A 17,500-nucleotide genomic window follows, 5' to 3' on the forward strand; every position below is an offset into this window, starting at 1 on the left:
GCCCGGCCCCCCCCCCCCACCACACGGCCGCGCCGGCCCCGGGGGTCAGACTCTACCTGGCCCCTCACCCCCCCCGCCCCGGACCCATTACAAACCCCCGGCGCGCGCCCGCTCGTGATTGTCAATCGAACACGGAGAGCCGGGGAAAACAGGTGAGCGAGAGCAAGGCGGACCAGCCCAACGAGACGGCGAAGCCGCGCCGCAGACAGGCACGCGGCGAGCGCCGGATCCAGCAGCTGCTCGACGCCGCCGCCAGCGTCTTCTGCCGCGCCGGCTACACCTCCGCGAGCACCAACGCCATCGCCCGCGAGGCCGGGGTCTCCCCCGGCACGCTGTACCAGTTCTTCCCGAACAAGGAGGCCATCGCCGTCGAGCTCGGCGAGCGCCTCAACCGCCGGATGCTGGAGACCCACGGGGTGGCCTTCACCCTGCGGAACGCCTCGCTGCCGCTGCGCGAACTGATCGATGCGGTCCTCGATCCGATGATCGAGTTCAACTGCGCGAATCCCGCCTTCCTGACCCTGCTCCAGTCCTCCGACGCGCCGGGCCACTTCCTCGAGGAGCACGCCACCCTGCACGACTCGATCCAAGACCGCATCGACGAGCTGATCGGCGTCCGCAACCCCGACCTCTCCCCCGAGCGCCGCACCCACACCGCGAACATGGCGTTCGCCGTGTTCAAGGCCGGACTGGTGCTGATCCTCGGCCATGAGGGCGCGGAACGCGAGGCGTACGTCGCGGAGTTGAAGACCGCCCTGTACGGCTACCTCGCCCCGGCGCTCGGCACCGAGGGAGTCCCCGCCCAGCCCTGACCCCCGCGCCGCACCCCGCCACCCGCCCTTCCCCCCCCCCTGGCCGCGGTGGGGTGCGCGCGGGTGCGCCGCACCCGTCACCGACCGGCGCACCACCGGCTTCCATCCATACCCCCTAGGGGTATAGAGTGGGTATTGCCAGGAGACGCTGAGGCATTCCGGCGCCTCCTGCGCACCGACCGTCACGCCCACCCCACACAGGAGAACCCCATGAGCTCCGAGGCAGTCACCACCGTCTACAAGGTGACCGGTATGACCTGCGGCCACTGCGAAGGCGCCGTCACCGAGGAGATCGGCGGCCTCGACGGCGTCACCTCCGTCAAGGCCGTGGCGTCCACCGGCCAGGTCACCGTGGTCTCGGCCGGCCCGCTGGACGACGAGAGCGTCCGCGCCGCCGTGGACGAGGCGGGCTACGAGCTCGCCGGCCGGGCCTGAGAGCCCCCACCAAACCCCCGCCGGACCGTGCCGCCCTGCTCATACAGTCGCCGTACGGCCCGGCCCTCCTCCCAGGAGACCAGACATGACCAGCACGGCACCCCCCGCCGGGTCCGCCGCCGAGATCACGGCGACGGCCGGTGGGCCCTCGCAGGTCGAGCTCGCCATCGGCGGGATGACCTGTGCGTCCTGCGCCGCCCGCGTCGAGAAGAAGCTCAATCGTCTCGACGGCGTCACCGCCACGGTGAACTACGCCACCGAGAAGGCCAAGGTGACCTACGACGAGGGGATCGAGGTCGCCGACCTGATCGCCACCGTCGTCAAAACCGGGTACACCGCCGAGGAACCGCGCCCCGCCGTGCCCGAGCCCCGCGCCCCCGAGGGCGCCGCCGCACCGGAGGCCGACCCGCGCGGCGAGGCCGCGCCGGACCTCCTGCGCCACCGCATGCTCGTCTCCATCGCGCTGTCCCTGCCCGTCGTGGTGCTGGCGATGGTGCCGTCCCTGCAGTTCGACAACTGGCAGTGGCTCTCGCTCACCCTCGCCGCGCCGGTCGTCGTCTGGGGCGGCGCGCCCTTCCACAAGGCCGCCTGGACGAACGCCCGGCACGGCGCGGCCACCATGGACACCCTCGTCTCCATCGGCACCCTGGCGGCCCTCGGCTGGTCCGTCTGGGCGCTGTTCTTCGGCCACGCGGGCATGCCCGGGATGCGGCACGGCTTCGACCTCACCGTCTCCCGCACCGACGGATCGTCCTCGATCTACCTGGAGGCGGCGGCCGGAGTGACCGCGCTGATCCTCCTCGGCCGCTATCTGGAGGCGAAGTCCAAGCGGCGGGCGGGCGCGGCGCTGCGCGCGCTGCTGGAGCTCGGCGCCAAGGACGTGGCCGTGCTGCGCGGAGGACGAGAGGTACGCATCCCCGTCGGCGAGCTGGCCGTCGGCGACCGCTTCGTGGTGCGCCCCGGCGAGAAGATCGCCACCGACGGCACGGTGGTCGAGGGCTCCTCCGCCGTGGACGCCTCGATGCTGACCGGCGAGTCGGTGCCGGTGGACGTGGGGGTCGGCGACGCGGTGGCGGGCGCGACCGTCAACGCGTCGGGCCGGATCGTGGTCGAGGCCACCCGGGTCGGCGCGGACACCCAGCTGTCCCGCATGGCCAAGCTGGTCGAGGACGCGCAGAACGGCAAGGCCGAGGTGCAGCGGCTCGCCGACCGGGTCTCGGGGATCTTCGTACCGATCGTGCTGCTGATCGCCGTCGGCACCCTGCTGGGCTGGCTGCTCACCACGGGCGACACGGCCGCCGCCTTCACCGCGGCTGTCGCCGTCCTGATCATCGCCTGCCCCTGCGCCCTGGGCCTGGCCACCCCGACCGCGCTCATGGTCGGCACCGGCCGCGGCGCCCAGCTGGGCATCCTGATCAAGGGGCCCGAGGTACTGGAGTCCACGCGCCGGGTGGACACCGTCGTCCTGGACAAGACCGGCACGGTGACGGCCGGGCAGATGCGGCTGCGCGGGGCCATCACGGCGCCCGGCGTGGACGAGCGGGAGCTGCTACGGCTCGCGGGCGCCCTGGAGCACGCCTCCGAGCACCCGATCGCGCGGGCCATCGCGGACGGCGCGGCCGAGCGGATCGGCGACCTCCCGACGCCCGCGGACTTCCGCTCCGAGCCCGGCCTCGGCGTCCAGGGCACGGTGGACGGCCACGCGGTGCTGGTGGGCCGCGAGAAGCTGCTGGGCGCCTGGGCCATCGAGCTGCCCGAGGACCTCGCGACCGCCAAGACGGCGGCCGAGTCCGAGGGACGGACGGCGGTCGCGGTGGCCTGGGACGGCGAGGCACGCGGCGTCCTCCTGGTGGCCGACGCCATCAAGGAGACCAGCGCCGAGGCGGTCGCCCAGCTGCGGGCGCTCGGCCTCGCCCCGATCCTGCTCACCGGCGACAACCGGCTGGTCGCCGAGGCGGTGGCCCGCGAGGTCGGCATCGACGACGTCATCGCCGAGGTGCTGCCGCAGGACAAGGTGGACGTGGTGAAGCGGCTGCGGGAAGAGGGCCGTACGGTCGCCATGGTGGGCGACGGGGTCAACGACGCGGCCGCCCTCGCCACCGCCGACCTGGGACTCGCGATGGGCACGGGCACGGACGCGGCCATCGAATCCGGGGATCTGACCCTGGTCCGGGGCGATCTGCGGGTGGCGGCGGACGCGATCCGGCTGGCGCGCCGGACCCTCGGCACCATCAAGGGCAATCTCTTCTGGGCCTTCGGCTACAACGTCGCCGCGCTGCCGCTCGCGGCGGCCGGACTGCTGAACCCGATGATCGCGGGAGCGGCGATGGCGTTCTCGTCCGTCTTCGTGGTGACGAACAGTCTGCGACTGCGGACCTTCACAGCATCCACATAGATTCACCAAGTCCCCATAAGCCGCACAACACCCATACGGCGGAGCCTCGATCTTCAAATCGAGGCTCTTGCCCTTTTATAGCCCTTATGGCAAGAGACGCAGATCACAGACAACCCAACGTAACCATTGAGGGGGGTCGCGAGTCTAATGGGACGGTGGGGATACGTCTTGGGGGACGGATCCTGCTACGCGTAGCCGGGACGACGTACTCGGGGAGCTTTGAGCGGCCCTCCCGTAGGTGCGCGTCCCGGCAGATCGCGTCACCATACGGCCCGCAAGGGCCCGTGGACACCCGGCCGGATCCCGTGGGGGGAATCCGCTCCGGGGCAAGGGAAGCGCCCCGCTCCGACCCGTGGGGGGATCGGCAGCGGGGCGCTTCTCGCTTGTTTTTTTGAGGCTCGGTTCGCCTCCGGGGCGCAAAAGTCTCCCCCAGCTACCGCTGGGAGGTGCCCCCAGCCGGAAGACCCGGGGAGCCGGAAGCTCTACGGCGACCGACTCAGCTCACACGAGTGCCCCCGACCCAAGCGGGACGGGGGCACCCGGAGACCGGAGAAACGAGGGTCAGCGCTCTTCGACCGGGACGAAGTCGCGCTCCACCACACCCGTGTAGATCTGGCGGGGGCGGCCGATGCGGGAGCCCGGCTCTTTGATCATCTCGTGCCACTGGGCAATCCAGCCCGGCAGCCGGCCGAGCGCGAAGAGCACGGTGAACATCTCGGTCGGGAAGCCCATCGCCCGGTAGATCAGACCGGTGTAGAAGTCCACGTTCGGGTAGAGCTTGCGCTCCACGAAGTAGTCGTCCGCGAGCGCGTGCTCCTCCAGCTTGAGCGCGATGTCGAGCAGCTCGTCGGACTTGCCGAGCGCGGAGAGGACATCGTGCGCCGCCGACTTGATGATCTTCGCCCGGGGGTCGAAGTTCTTGTAGACGCGGTGCCCGAAGCCCATGAGCTTCACGCCGTCTTCCTTGTTCTTCACCTTGCGGATGAAGGTGTCGACGTCGCCGCCCGAGGCCTGGATGCCCTCGAGCATCTCCAGCACGGACTGGTTGGCGCCGCCATGCAGGGGGCCCCACAGGGCGTTGATGCCCGCCGAGATGGAGGCGAACATATTGGCCTGCGAGGAGCCGACCAGCCGGACCGTGGAGGTCGAACAGTTCTGCTCGTGGTCGGCGTGCAGAATCAGCAGCTTGTCGAGCGCGGAGACCACGGTCGGGTCGAGGTCGTACTCCTGCGCGGGGACCGAGAAGGTCATCCGGAGGAAGTTCTCGACATAGCCGAGGTCATTGCGCGGGTAGACAAAGGGGTGGCCGACCGACTTCTTGTACGCATACGCGGCAATGGTCGGCAACTTGGCCAGCAGCCGGATCGTCGAGAGGTTGCGCTGCTTCTCGTCGAAGGGGTTGTGGCTGTCCTGGTAGAACGTCGACAGCGCGCTGACCACGGAGGACAGCATCGCCATCGGGTGGGCGTCCCGCGGGAAGCCGTCGTAGAACCGCTTGACGTCCTCGTGCAGCAGCGTGTGGCGAGTGATCTCCCCACGGAATGCCGCCAGTTCATCGACGGTCGGCAGCTCCCCGTTGATCAGCAGGAAGGCCGTCTCCAGGAAGGAGGCGCGCTCCGCCAGCTGCTCGATGGGGTAGCCGCGGTAACGCAGAATGCCCTGCTCACCGTCCAGATAGGTGATCGCGGATTTGTACGCGGCGGTGTTGCCGTAACCGGAGTCCAGGGTCACCAGACCGGTCTGGGCGCGCAGCTTGCCAATATCGAAGCCCTTGTCGCCGACGGTGCTGTCGACCACCGGGTAGGTGTACTCGCCGTCCCCGTACCGCAGTACTACAGAGTTGTCGCTCACGTCATCCCTCACCGACGTCTGGTTCTCTTCTTCGAGGTGCCCTGACTCCCCCCACCTTCCCCTACTCGGGTAGCGAATGTGCACTCGGGGTCGGCCGAAGGGCCTTTTGGCGGCACTCAGTGCCGCCTACACGGCCATCCTGCCCCGTTCGTCATCGTTCGGAAACCCATCTGACACGCTCGACTGTCACATCGCCGCCGAGTCGGTGATCCAGCGCGGTGCAGCGCCTGCCCGCCGAGACGGTGCGCACCGCCTGCCCCAGCGCGCGGCGCGAGCCGACCAGCACCACAAGGCGCTTGGCACGGGTCACGGCCGTGTACAGGAGGTTGCGCTGCAGCATCATCCAGGCCCCGGTGGTCACCGGGATCACGACGGCCGGGTACTCACTGCCCTGTGACCGGTGGATGGTCACCGCATAGGCATGAGCCAGCTCGTCCAGCTCGTCGAAGTCGTACGGTACCTCCTCGTCCTCGTCCGTCCGCACGGTCAGCCGCTGCTCATCGGTGTCGAGTGAGGTGACGACGCCAACCGTGCCGTTGAAGACCCCGTTGACCCCTTTCTCGTAATTGTTACGGATCTGGGTCACCTTGTCGCCGACGCGGAAGACCCGGCCTCCGAGGCGGCGCTCCGGGAGGTCCGGGCGGGCCGGGGTGATGGCCTGCTGAAGCAGTCCGTTGAGCGTGCCCGCACCCGCCGGGCCGCGGTGCATCGGGGCCAGAACCTGCACGTCACGGCGGGGGTCGAGGCCGAACTTCGCGGGGATGCGGCGGGCCGCGACATCGACCGTGAGCCGCCCGGCCTCCTCGGTGTCGTCCTCGACGAAGAGGAAGAAGTCGGACAGGCCCTGGGTGACCGGCGGCACCCCCTCGTTGATCCGGTGGGCGTTGGTGACCACTCCGGACTGCTGAGCCTGGCGGAAGATCCGGGTCAGCCGCACCGCCGGGACGGGGCTGCCGGGGGCCAGCAGATCGCGCAGCACCTCCCCGGCGCCCACGCTGGGCAGCTGGTCCACATCGCCGACGAAGAGCAGATGGGCACCGGGCGGGACGGCCTTGACCAGCTTGTTGGCCAGCAGCAGATCGAGCATGGACGCCTCGTCGACCACCACCAGGTCCGCGTCGAGCGGGCGGTCCCTGTCGTACGCCGCGTCCCCGCCGGGCTTGAGCTCCAGCAGGCGGTGGACGGTGGACGCCTCGGCGCCGGTCAGCTCGGACAGCCGCTTGGCGGCCCGGCCGGTGGGCGCCGCGAGCACCACCTTGGCCTTCTTGGCGCGGGCCAGCTCCACCACGGACCGCACGGTGAAGGACTTGCCGCAGCCCGGCCCGCCGGTGAGCACCGCGACCTTCTCGGTCAGCGCGAGCCGCACCGCCTGGCTCTGCTCGGGGGCGAGGTCGGCGCCGGTGCGGCCGGCCAGCCAGCCGAGCGCCTTGTCCCAGTCCACGTCCCGGAAGGCGGGCAGCCGGTCCTCCTCGGTGCGCAGCAGCCGCAGCACCTGGCCGGCGAGGGAGATCTCAGCGCGGTGGAAGGGCACCAGATAGACGGCGGAGACCGGCTCACCGTCCTCCGGGCCCGGGACCGGCTCGCGCACCACGCCCTCGTCCTCGGCCGCGAGCTCGCCCAGGCAGTCGATGACCAGGCCGGTGTCCACCTGGAGCAACTTGACCGCGTCCGCGATGAGTCGCTCCTCGGGGAGATAGCAGTGGCCCTGGTCGGCGGACTGGGACAGCGCGTACTGCAGACCGGCCTTCACCCGGTCGGGGCTGTCATGGGGGATGCCGACCGACTGGGCGATCTTGTCGGCGGTGAGGAAGCCGATGCCCCAGACGTCGGCCGCCAGCCGGTACGGCTCGTTCTTCACGACCGAAATCGAGGCGTCGCCGTACTTCTTGTAGATCCGCACCGCGATGGAGGTGGAGACGCCGACCCCCTGGAGGAAGACCATCACCTCCTTGATGGCCTTCTGCTCCTCCCAGGCGGCGGCGATCATCTTGGTGCGCTTGGGGCCGAGGCCGGGGACCTCGACCAGCCGCTTGGGCTCCTGTTCGATGACGTCGAGGGTGTCGACGCCGAAGTGCTCGGTGATCCGGTCGGCGATCCGGGGGCCGATGCCCTTGATCAGTCCGGAGCCGAGATAGCGCCGGATGCCCTGGACCGTGGCGGGGAGGACGGTCTGGTAGTTCTCGACCGTGAACTGTTTGCCATATTGCGGATGGGAACCCCAGCGGCCCTCCATCCGCAGCGACTCGCCCGGTTGGGCGCCCAGCAGCGAGCCGACGACGGTGAGCAGATCGCCGGAGCCACGGCCGGTGTCGACCCGCGCGACCGTATAGCCGTTCTCCTCATTGGCGTAGGTGATCCGCTCCAGGACCCCTTCCACCACCGCGAGTTTGAGCATGCCCCGACCGTACCGCCGGGAGCCGACAGGCGGTTCGGGCCTGTGGACAACGCCCGTGGGGAAGGAACGCGGGCGTGTGTCCGGTAGCGGAATATCACGATCCGGTTTCACCGGGGGCTGACCCCTTGCCTCCGTCTATGTAATCGATTCCAATCGCATGTAATCGATTCCACAAGGAGGTGGACGATGCCGGCCATCAAGGATGTGGCGCGGTGTGCCGGGGTCTCCGTGGCGACGGTCTCACGGGTGCTCAATGACCACCCCTCCGTCCGCGCGGACACCCGCGAACGGGTGCTCGCCGCGGTCGCCGACCTCGGTTATCGCCCCAACGCGGTGGCCCGCTCACTGCGCACCGATCAGACCCGGACCCTGGGCCTGGTCATCAGCGATGTGCTGAATCCCTTCTTCACCGAGCTGGCCCGTTCGGTCGAGGACGCCGCCCGCGAGCTGGACTACAGCGTGGTCATCGGCAACGCCGACGAGCGGCCCGACCTCCAGGACCACCATGTGCGTACCCTCATGGACCGCCGCATAGACGGACTGCTGGTCAGCCCCACCGACGGCGGCTCCCCGATGATGCTGGCCGCCGCCCGCGCCGGCACCCCCATGGTCTTCGTCGACCGCTGGATCGAGGGCGAGGGCCTGGACCGGGTGCCGGTGATCCGCACCGACGGGCGGGCAGCCATCCGCGCTCTGGTGGCCCATCTGTGCGCCCTCGGCCACCGCCGGGTCGCGATCATCGCGGGCCCCGCGGCCACCACGACCGGCCGCGAGCGAGTGGACGCCTTCCGCTCCGCGCTGCGCGAGTTCGGCCTGGAGCTGCGCGAGGACCACATCGGCCAGGGCGACTTCCAGGCGGACAGCGGCCGCCGGGTGACCGCCCGCTTCCTCGATCTGCCGCACCCCCCGGACGCGATCTTCGCCGCGGACAACCTGATGGCGCTCGGCGCGATGGACGAGATCCGCGCGCGGGGCCTGCGGGTGCCGGACGACGTGGCGCTCGCCGCGTTCGACGACATCCCCTGGTTCGTCCACACCGATCCGCCGATCACCGCCATCGCCCAGCCGACCGGGTCGCTCGGCCGTGTCGCCGTGACGGCACTGATCGATCTCGTCGAGGGGCGGCCCGCCGAGTCGGTGACCCTGTCCGCCCGTCTGGTCACCCGCCGCTCGTGCGGCGAGCCCGAAGGGAGCAAGCCATGACTTCCGAGCACGAGCCGTCCTCTCCCGGTGCCGCCGACGCGGCGGCGTCGGCGGCGTCGAACCCGGGCCCCACGCCCTCGGACGCCAAGGCCGGGGGCACGGGCGGCGCCGGGGCGGAGCTGCTGCGCATGGAGGGGGTCCGTAAGACCTTCCCCGGGGTGATCGCGCTGGACGGGGTGGACTTCGATCTGCGCCGGGGCGAAGTGCATGTGCTCCTGGGCGAGAACGGCGCGGGCAAGTCCACGCTGATCAAGATGGTCTCCGGCGCCCACCGCCCCGATGGCGGGCGGATCCTGGTCGACGGCGAGCCGGTGCGGATCAACAGCGCGCAGGACGCCGAGCGGCTCGGGATCGCCACCATCTACCAGGAGTTCAACCTCGTCCCGGACCTCACCGTGGCCGAGAACATCTTCCTGGGCCGTCAGCCGCGCCGCTTCGGCATGATCGACCGCAAGGCCATGGACGCGCGGGCCGCCGAGCTGCTGGCCCGCGTGGGGGTGGACGTCTCGCCCCGGACCCGCGTCCGCGACCTCGGCATCGCCCGGCTGCAGATGGTGGAGATCGCCAAGGCGCTGAGCCTGGAGGCCCGCGTCCTGATCATGGACGAGCCGACCGCCGTGCTCACCACCGAGGAGGTCGACAAGCTCTTCCGGATCGTGCGCACCCTGCGCGCGGACGGGGTGGGCGTCGTCTTCATCACCCACCACCTGGAGGAGATCTCCGCCCTGGGCGACCGGGTCACCGTGCTGCGCGACGGCCGCAGCGTCACCCAGGTCCCGGCGAGCACCGACCAGGACGAGCTGGTGCGGCTGATGGTGGGCCGCTCCATCGAGCAGCAGTACCCGCGCGAGCGCGGGGACGCCGGCGAGCCGCTGCTGAAGGTCCGGGGGCTCACCCGGAACGGCAGCTTCCGGGACATCGGCTTCGAGGTGCGGGCCGGGGAGGTGGTGGGCCTGGCCGGACTGGTCGGCGCGGGCCGTACGGAGGTCGTCCGGGCCCTGTTCGGCGCCGACCCGTACGACTCCGGCTCCGTCGAGGTGCTCGGCCGTCCGCTGCCCGGCCATGACGTGGTGGCCGCCATGCGGGCCGGGATCGGCCTCGTCCCCGAGGACCGTAAGGGCCAGGGCCTGGTCCTGGACGGCTCCGTGCAGGAGAACCTGGGCCTGGTCACGCTGCGCGCCGCCACCCGCGCCGGACTGGTCGACCGGGCCGCCCAGCGGCGCTCGGCGGCCGGTGTCGCCGAGCGGCTGACGGTCCGGATGGCCGGTCTCGACCAGCGGGTACGCACCCTCTCCGGCGGCAACCAGCAGAAGGTCGTCATCGGCAAGTGGCTGCTCGCCGACAGCAAGGTGCTGATCCTCGACGAGCCGACCCGCGGGATCGACGTGGGCGCCAAGGTCGAGATCTACCAGCTCATCAACGAACTCACCGCGTCCGGCCACGCCGTGCTGATGATCTCCAGCGATCTGCCCGAGGTGCTGGGGATGAGCGACCGGGTCCTGGTCATGGCCCAGGGCCGGATCGCGGGCGAGCTGACCGCGCGGGAAGCGACCCAGGACGCCGTGATGGCCCTGGCAGTGAAGGACGTCAAGGACGCCGACGAAGGGGTCGGCGGCAAGGAAAAGGAGGGCTCCCGTGGCCACTGACACGATTGACGCCACGAAGGACCCCGGGAGCTCGTCGGCACTGCGCCGCGTGCTGCTCGACAACGGCGCCCTGAGCGCCCTGGTGCTGCTGGTGGCCGCCATGGCGCTGCTGTCCGGCGACTTCCTCACCACCGACAATCTCCTCAACGTCGGTGTCCAGGCGGCGGTCACCGCGATCCTCGCCTTCGGCGTCACCTTCGTCATCGTCTCCGCGGGCATCGATCTGTCGGTCGGCTCGGTGGCCGCGCTGTCCGCCACCGTGCTCGCCTGGTCCGCGACCTCACAGGGGCTGCCGGTCTGGTTCGCGGTGCTCCTGGCGCTCACCACCGGTGTCGCCTGCGGTCTGGTCAGCGGGGCGCTGGTCTCCTTCGGGAAGCTGCCGCCGTTCATCGCCACGCTCGCGATGCTGTCGATCGGCCGCGGCCTGGCCCTGGTGATCTCCCAGGGCAGCCCGATAGCCGTCCCCGACTCGGTGTCCGGCCTCGGGGACACCCTCGGCGGCTGGCTGCCCGTCCCGGTGATCGTGATGGTCGTGATGGGCCTGATCACCGCGGGTGTGCTGGGCCGTACGTACCCGGGCCGGGCGATGTACGCGATCGGCGGCAACGAGGAGGCGGCCCGGCTCTCCGGGATCCGGGTGACCCGCCAGAAGCTGGTCATCTACGCCCTCTCCGGCGGTTTCGCGGCCGTCGCGGGCATCGTGCTCGCCTCCCGGCTGTCCTCCGCGCAGCCCCAGGCGGCGGTCGGCTACGAGCTCGACGCGATCGCCGCGGTGGTCATCGGCGGCGCCAGCCTGTCCGGTGGCGTCGGTAAGGCGTCCGGCACGCTCATCGGCGCGCTGATCCTCGCGGTGCTGCGCAACGGGCTCAACCTGCTGGAGGTGTCCGCCTTCTGGCAGCAGGTCGTCATCGGTGTCGTCATCGCGCTCGCGGTGCTGATGGACACGGTGCGCCGGCGCGCCGGGGCCGGACCGGGCGCGCCCGGGGCCGCGGCGGGCGGACCGTCCGGTGGCGGCCGTAAGAAGGCCGTCAACGCGGGCAAGTTCGCGCTGGCCGCCGTGGTCGTCGCCGCCATCGCCTTCGGCGCCTCCATGTGGCGCTCCGGCTCCTCCGGGGGCGCGGACACCAAGGTCGGCCTTTCGGTCTCCACCCTCAACAACCCCTTCTTCGTACAGCTGAAGGCGGGCGCCCAGGAGGAGGCCAAGCGCGCCGGGATCAGCCTTACGGTCACCGACGCCCAGAACGACGCCTCCCAGCAGGCCAATCAGATCCAGAACTTCACCAGCCAGAACATGAAGTCGATCATCATCAACCCGGTCGACTCCGATGCCGCGGGCCCGTCCGTCCGGGCCGCCGGCAAGGCGGGCATCCCGGTACTCGCCGCCGACCGCGGCGTCAACAAGGCGAAGATCGCGACCCTGGTGGCCTCCGACAACATCACGGGCGGCAAGCTGGCCGCGAAGACGCTCGCCGAGCGGCTCGGAAAGAAGGGCACGATCCTCGTGCTGCAGGGCACCCCCGGCACCTCGGCCTCGCGTGAGCGCGGTAAGGGCTTCGCGGAGGGCCTCAAGGCGTACCCGGACATCAAGGTCGTCGGCAAGCAGACCGCCGACTTCGACCGGGCCAAGGGACTGGATGTGACCACCAATCTGCTCCAGGGCCACCCGGGCATCGACGGGATCTTCGCCGAGAACGACGAGATGGCGCTCGGCGCGGTCAAGGCGCTCGGGTCCAAGGCGGGCAAGTCCGTCGCGGTCGTCGGCTTCGACGGCACCCCGGACGGACTGAAGGCCGTCGAGAACGGCACCCTCGCGGCGACCGTCGCCCAGCAGCCGAAGGAGTTGGGCCGGATGGTGGTGGAGAACGCCGTCAAGGCCGCCAAGGGGCAGAAGATCGACGGCACGGTGAAGGTGCCGGTGAAGGTCGTCACTGCGAATTGACATCCTCCCCTCCCTGAAGGGAGGGAATTCCTGGCTCAGGCTGCCTCCGGGAGCAGCGCTCCCGGAGGTCTTACGCCCTCGTCACCAGCCGGGTTGAGACCAGCCCGGACCAGCATCACGCGCGCGGAGTTCTTATCCCGAGGGGAGACGGCTCCGCACGCGGTGCAGGTGTAGGTACGTTCCGAAAGAGGAAGTGCGTGCTTGGTTCTCGCTCCGCACGACGCGCAGTCCATCGTGGTGTGCGCGGGATGCACGAGGCGGACGTCCCGCCCGTGCTTGCGGCCCATCTCAACCAGGGCCGTTTTGGTGGCGCCGATCGCCGCGTCCGCGGCTTTGCGGGCCATGGAGGTCTTCGCGAGGAATTTCGGCCGGAAGTCCTCGACGGCGATCGCGTCGTGGCCCCGGACGACTTTCTTGGCCCTTCCCCAAGCTCTCGGCTCCGCTCGAGCAGGGGAGACCCCATTGCGGGCGGTGTCCTGCCGCTGCCGGGCGATCTTCGCGTAGACCTTGGCGCGCGACTTTTTGGCTTCGCGGTGGCCCTTCGAGGACGCCTGTCCTTTCTTCGGTTTGCGGCGGGCGACCGTCCGGTCATACCGCGACAGCTTGGCCTGGGCTTTCCGCCCATGCTGTGGGTGGGGGAGGTCGTGGGTGTCGCTGGTGGTGGCGGTCTCCTTGACACCCCAGTCCACGCCGAGGACACGGCCCGTCTCCGGCAGGGGCTGCACCTCGGTGGCGACGACGAACGACGCATACCAGTGCCCGATGCTGTCTCGGTACACCCGTACCGACGAGGGAGCGGACGGGAGTTCGCGCGACCACACCACGGTCAACTCAATGCCGCACGCGAGGTGGAGACGGCCGTCTTTCAGCCGGAACCCGCGCGTCGTGTAGTTCAGCGTGGGCAGCGCTTCGCGCTTCTTCTTCGGCCGGGGCATGCCCGCGCGCTGCCGCATGGGCAGTCGCTTCCCGATGTCCTTCAGGGCTTTGGAGCGGGACTTGGCGAAGTCGCGGATGATCTGCTGCTGCGGCACCGACGCGCCTTCACGCAGCCATGGCAGCTTGGCACGGGCTTCGGTCAGCATCGTGTCGAGCTGGGCCGGGCCGCACGTCAGCTTGTCGTCGGGGTGCGCGCGGTTGTGGGCGTGCACGGCGCGGGACTTGGCGACACATTCGTTCCAGATCCAGCGGCAACGGTCCCACTCTGCGAGCAGGGCTGTGCGGGCGGTCGACGACACGCGAAGTCGGTAGGTGTACCGGGCGTACCCGACGCCCTCCGATACCTGTGGTGTCGCCATGTCACCATTTCTACCACTACAGTTATGGATATAGATCAAAAATGCGCATCACGCTCAGGCTGCCCGCCGACCTGCATGAGTGGCTGGTCTCCGAAGCCAAGTCCGCCCGCAGGTCCCTCAACTCCGAGATCCTGCACCGGCTTGAGGTCGGACGCGGCGACGACTCGCCAGACGACCAATCGCTCTGAAGGCGATTGCTCTTTCCTTCCCCTGCTCCGCAGGAGTCCGATTCCTCCCCCGCCTGAAGGCCGGGGCATCCTCGGAGGACTCAGGTGACAAACGAAAGGACGTGCGGATGCACGACTACGACCTGCTGGTCGTGGGGTCGGCCAATGCCGATCTGGTGATCGGAGTCGACCGCCGCCCCGGGGCCGGGGAGACGGTCCTCGGGTCCGACCTGGTGGTCCACCCGGGTGGCAAGGGCGCCAACCAGGCCGTCGCCGCCGCCCGGCTGGGGGCCCGGACGGCCCTGCTGGCCCGGGTCGGCGACGACGACTACGGCCGGCTGCTGCTGGACGCGCAGCGGTCGGCCGGGGTCGACACGGTGGGCGTGCTGGTCGGCGGCGCGCCTACCGGGGTCGCGCTGATCACGGTGGACCCCTCGGGCGACAACAGCATCGTGGTCTCCCAGGGGGCCAACGCCCGGCTGACCCCCGGCGACGTCCGGGCCGCGGCGAGCCTGCTGGCCGCGGCGCGGGTGGTCTCGGTGCAGCTGGAGATCCCCCTCGAGTCGGTCGCCGAGGTGGTCCGTACGGCGGCCGCGGGCTTCGGCGGCCGCCCCGGGCCGCGGGTGGTGCTCAACCCCTCGCCGGTCGCGCCGCTGCCCACCGATGTGCTGGCCGTCTGTGACCCCCTGGTGGTCAACGAGCACGAGGCGCGGTTCCTGCTGAGCGACGATCAGGTGGGCTCCTCCGACAACCCCGAGGAGTGGGCCGACGCCCTGCTCTCGCGCGGTCCGCGCTCGGTCGTGGTGACCCTGGGCGGCGAGGGCGCGCTGGTCGCCGACGGCGACCGTACGGTGCTCGTGCCCAGCCCCGCGGTGACGGCCGTGGACACCACGGGCGCCGGGGACGCCTTCACCGGCGCGCTCGCCTGGCGCCTCGGCGTCGGCGACGACCTGGTGACGGCGGTGCGGTTCGCGGTACGCGTGGGCGCGGCCGCGGTGACCCGCGCCGGGGCGCAGGCGTCCTTCCCGAGCGCCGAGGAGGTGGCCGCCCTGTGAAGCGGTCCGGGATCCTGAACCGCCATCTGAGCGCGGGCATCGCCCTGTTGGGTCACACCGACACGGTGATGGTGTGCGACGCGGGCCTGCCGATACCGGACGGGCCGTTCGTGGTGGACCTCGCCTTCACGGCCGGGGTGCCGTCCTTCGAGCGGGTGCTCACCGGGCTGCTGGACGAGCTGGTGGTCGAAGGGGCCACGGCGGCGCGCGAGGTGCGCGACCACAACCCCGGGGCGACCGCCCTGCTCGACCGCCTCTTCCCGGCTCCCGCGCTGGATCTGGTCCCGCACGAGGAGCTGAAGACGCTGACGGCGGGGGCGCGGCTGGTGGTGCGTACGGGCGAGGCGCGGCCGTACGCGAACGTGCTGCTGCGGTGCGGGGTGCCGTTCTGAGGGTGTGATATTTCGAGGGGCCCGGCCGTGGTCCGGGCCCCTCGTTTTCCCCTCCCAAGGCTTCCTCTCGAATCCCCCCCGGATCCCCCCAGGAAGCCCGATGCCAGGTACGACCCGCCAAGGGCCGGAACGGTTGCACGGTCAACCGCGAAAGATTTTTGCGGGGCGCGACAACCTCGGGTGGGGCCGCACGTCTGGTGGGTTGAAGGCGGGCTCCGGAACGGGTCCTCAGGTCCTCGTGGCCCTCGGATCCTCGGCGCGCGCCTCGCCCATCAGCGTTCGCTCAATTCTTTCGGGAGTCGTTCCGTATGCAGCACGTCCGCGCCAAGAAGCCGAACCGCCGTCTGCGCCCCTGGATCGTGGGGTCGGCCGCAGGAGTCGCCCTGATCGTGGGTGGGGGCATCGCCGCCCAGGCGGCCACCTCCGACCACTCCCGCCCGGCCAAGCCGGCCCCGACGGCGACCTCGAAGCCGGAGCCGACCAAGCCGCCCACCAGCAAGCCGGAGCCCACCAAGCCGCCGACCGGCAAGCCCGAGCCCACCAAGCCCCCCACGAGCAAGCCCGAGCCCACCAAGCCGCCCACCAGCAAGCCCGAGCCCACCAAGCCGCCCACCAGCAAGCCCGAGCCCACCAAGCCGCCCACCAGCAAGCCCGAGCCCACCAAGCCGCCCACCACGACCAGCCGCTAGCCCGACCACGGGTGGGGCGGGGCCGGATCCGGAGCCGGTCCCGCCGCACCGATGAGGTGAACGAGGACGATGCAGCTCACTCTTGTCCTGCCCTGGTGGGCCCGGCTGCTCCGCCGTGCCCGGACGACCGCCTCGACACCGCCGGTGGAGACACCGCGCGCCGGGCGGCGGCTACGGGCGCTGCGGTCGGTGGGTGGCCGGGGCGACGGGGAGCCCGGCCCCACGCTGGCCGATCTGTACCAGGCCCGGCGGCTGGACATGATCCGGCTGGCGGTCTTCCTCGTGGACGACCTGCACACCGCCGAGGATGTCGTCCAGGACGCCTTCGCCGCCGTCTGCCGCCGCCACGGCTCAAAGCTGGACAGTCTCCAGGACGCCCACGCCTATCTGCACACCGCCGTGGTCAACGCCGCCCGCTCGGTGCTGCGCCGACGGCGTACGGCGCGCGCGTACACCCCGCCGTACCAGGGGCCGGGGGCGCCCGTGGACGAGCCGCTGCTGCTCGCCGAGGAGCACCGCCAGGTCCTCGACGCGGGGGGGGGGGGGGCCCCCCCCCCCCCCCCGGGGGGGGGTGGGGGGGGCCTGGTGTGCGCGGGGCCGAGCGCCGAAGAGCCGCGGGTCGCGGGGGCCGCCCCGCGGGGGCTCGCGGGGGCCCACCCCCTGGCCCGCTAGGGGTGGGGGCGCCCCCCCCCGCCCACGCGCGAGGTGCTGGTGCTGCGCTACTGGTCGGAGCTGACCGAGGCCCAGATAGCCGAGGCGCTGGGGGTCTCCCGAGGCACCGTGAAGTCGACCGCGAGCCGTGCGCTCGTCACCCTGGAGAAGCTGCTGGAGGCGGCCCGATGAGCACTCCCTCCCCCACCGAGGAACGGCTGCGCGCCGCGCTCGACGCCCGCGCGCGGCTCATCGACGCCCACGACCTGTCCCCCCACCGGCCTCCCACCGGCCCGGCCTGGGGCACGCGGCGGATCCGGCGGGTCGTGTCCGCCGTCGCCGTGACGGTGGCGGCAGCGGCGGCCGTGGCCTTCCTGCTGCTGTCCGGCTCCCCGGAACGCCCACACCCAACCCCGCCCGCACGGGACCCCCGCACCTCCCCTCCGGCCAGCTCGGTCCCGTCGACGCACGGCTCGCCCACGTCCAAGCCCTCCCCAACCTCCCCGCCCGCCACCCCGCCCGCGACCTCGACCTCCGTCCCCACCCAGCCCTGATCCGGCCCAACGCCGGTGTGG

14 protein-coding genes and 1 pseudogene are annotated in these 17,500 nt (G+C 71.1%); 12 read left to right on the forward strand and 3 right to left on the reverse strand.

Features of this window, described 5'->3' with window-relative positions; translation table 11 throughout:
- The first annotated feature begins 152 nt into the window (after nt 1-152).
- The 3 genes from ACFXB5_RS20195 to ACFXB5_RS20205 all read left to right on the forward strand — a co-directional run bounded on the left by ACFXB5_RS20195 (nt 153) and on the right by ACFXB5_RS20205 (nt 3,642).
- The gene (locus ACFXB5_RS20195; RefSeq protein WP_385209626.1) at nt 153-812 is read left to right on the forward strand and encodes a TetR family transcriptional regulator; all 660 of its coding nucleotides are present in this window, start codon (nt 153-155) and stop codon (nt 810-812) included.
- 210 nt (nt 813-1,022) lie between these two features.
- Nucleotides 1,023-1,247, forward strand: coding sequence for a heavy-metal-associated domain-containing protein (locus tag ACFXB5_RS20200; protein ID WP_385209628.1), 225 nt, complete (start codon nt 1,023-1,025; stop codon nt 1,245-1,247).
- 85 nt (nt 1,248-1,332) lie between these two features.
- On the forward strand, nt 1,333-3,642 hold the full coding sequence (locus tag ACFXB5_RS20205; RefSeq protein ID WP_385209630.1) for a heavy metal translocating P-type ATPase: 2,310 nt from the start codon (nt 1,333-1,335) through the stop codon (nt 3,640-3,642).
- Between the two features lie 561 nt (nt 3,643-4,203).
- Here ACFXB5_RS20205 and ACFXB5_RS20210 read toward each other — a convergent pair.
- Together ACFXB5_RS20210 and ACFXB5_RS20215 are read right to left on the reverse strand one after the other, a co-directional pair.
- Nucleotides 4,204-5,493 carry a citrate synthase gene (locus ACFXB5_RS20210; RefSeq protein WP_043237162.1) on the reverse strand — a complete coding sequence of 430 codons (1,290 nt, stop codon included), beginning with the start codon at nt 5,491-5,493 and terminating at the stop codon, nt 4,204-4,206.
- Between the two features lie 151 nt (nt 5,494-5,644).
- Entirely contained in the window at nt 5,645-7,888 is a 2,244-nt protein-coding gene (locus tag ACFXB5_RS20215; RefSeq protein WP_201849274.1) for an ATP-dependent RecD-like DNA helicase, read from the reverse strand.
- Nucleotides 7,889-8,074: 186 nt separating this feature from the next.
- Between ACFXB5_RS20215 and ACFXB5_RS20220 the strand changes: the two genes are divergently transcribed.
- The 3 genes from ACFXB5_RS20220 (at nt 8,075) to ACFXB5_RS20230 (ending at nt 12,676) form a co-directional block, all read left to right on the forward strand.
- Nucleotides 8,075-9,091, forward strand: a complete 1,017-nt coding sequence (locus ACFXB5_RS20220; protein WP_385209632.1) for a LacI family DNA-binding transcriptional regulator — start codon at nt 8,075-8,077, stop codon at nt 9,089-9,091.
- A gap of 128 nt (nt 9,092-9,219) precedes the next feature.
- Nucleotides 9,220-10,737, forward strand: a complete 1,518-nt coding sequence (locus ACFXB5_RS20225) for a sugar ABC transporter ATP-binding protein (RefSeq protein ID WP_385209708.1) — start codon at nt 9,220-9,222, stop codon at nt 10,735-10,737.
- Nucleotides 10,727-12,676, forward strand: a complete 1,950-nt coding sequence (locus ACFXB5_RS20230) for a substrate-binding domain-containing protein (RefSeq protein WP_385209634.1) — start codon at nt 10,727-10,729, stop codon at nt 12,674-12,676. Before ACFXB5_RS20225 ends, ACFXB5_RS20230 begins: the two co-directional genes overlap by 11 nt.
- Before the next feature lie 35 nt (nt 12,677-12,711).
- Here the strand turns inward: ACFXB5_RS20230 and ACFXB5_RS20235 are convergent, their stop codons facing one another.
- Nucleotides 12,712-13,971 (reverse strand): RNA-guided endonuclease InsQ/TnpB family protein, encoded by a 1,260-nt coding sequence (locus ACFXB5_RS20235; RefSeq protein WP_385209636.1) that lies wholly within the window; start codon nt 13,969-13,971, stop codon nt 12,712-12,714.
- A gap of 41 nt (nt 13,972-14,012) precedes the next feature.
- Between ACFXB5_RS20235 and ACFXB5_RS20240 the strand changes: the two genes are divergently transcribed.
- From ACFXB5_RS20240 to ACFXB5_RS20265, 6 genes and pseudogenes are all read left to right on the forward strand, one after another.
- Complete coding sequence (locus ACFXB5_RS20240; RefSeq protein ID WP_385209638.1) at nt 14,013-14,159, forward strand: Arc family DNA-binding protein; 147 nt, start codon at nt 14,013-14,015, stop codon at nt 14,157-14,159.
- 107 nt (nt 14,160-14,266) lie between these two features.
- On the forward strand, nt 14,267-15,193 hold the full coding sequence (rbsK, locus tag ACFXB5_RS20245) for a ribokinase (RefSeq protein WP_385209640.1): 927 nt from the start codon (nt 14,267-14,269) through the stop codon (nt 15,191-15,193).
- The gene (gene rbsD / locus ACFXB5_RS20250; protein ID WP_137978030.1) at nt 15,190-15,585 is read left to right on the forward strand and encodes a D-ribose pyranase; all 396 of its coding nucleotides are present in this window, start codon (nt 15,190-15,192) and stop codon (nt 15,583-15,585) included. The genes rbsK and rbsD overlap by 4 nt, the downstream gene beginning before the upstream one ends.
- A 308-nt stretch (nt 15,586-15,893) precedes the next feature.
- Nucleotides 15,894-16,274: a hypothetical protein gene (locus ACFXB5_RS20255; RefSeq protein WP_385209643.1), complete on the forward strand. Its 381-nt coding sequence runs from the start codon at nt 15,894-15,896 to the stop codon at nt 16,272-16,274.
- 69 nt (nt 16,275-16,343) lie between these two features.
- A pseudogene (locus tag ACFXB5_RS20260) lies at nt 16,344-17,117 on the forward strand (RNA polymerase sigma factor).
- A complete protein-coding gene (locus ACFXB5_RS20265) occupies nt 17,114-17,479 on the forward strand; it encodes a hypothetical protein (RefSeq protein WP_385209645.1) in 366 nt (121 codons plus the stop codon). Before ACFXB5_RS20260 ends, ACFXB5_RS20265 begins: the two are co-directional and overlap by 4 nt.
- Nucleotides 17,480-17,500 lie beyond the last annotated feature (21 nt).

The organism is Streptomyces sp. NPDC059455 (assembly GCF_042750115.1).
GTDB classification, from domain to species: Bacteria; Actinomycetota; Actinomycetes; order Streptomycetales; family Streptomycetaceae; genus Streptomyces; species Streptomyces endocoffeicus.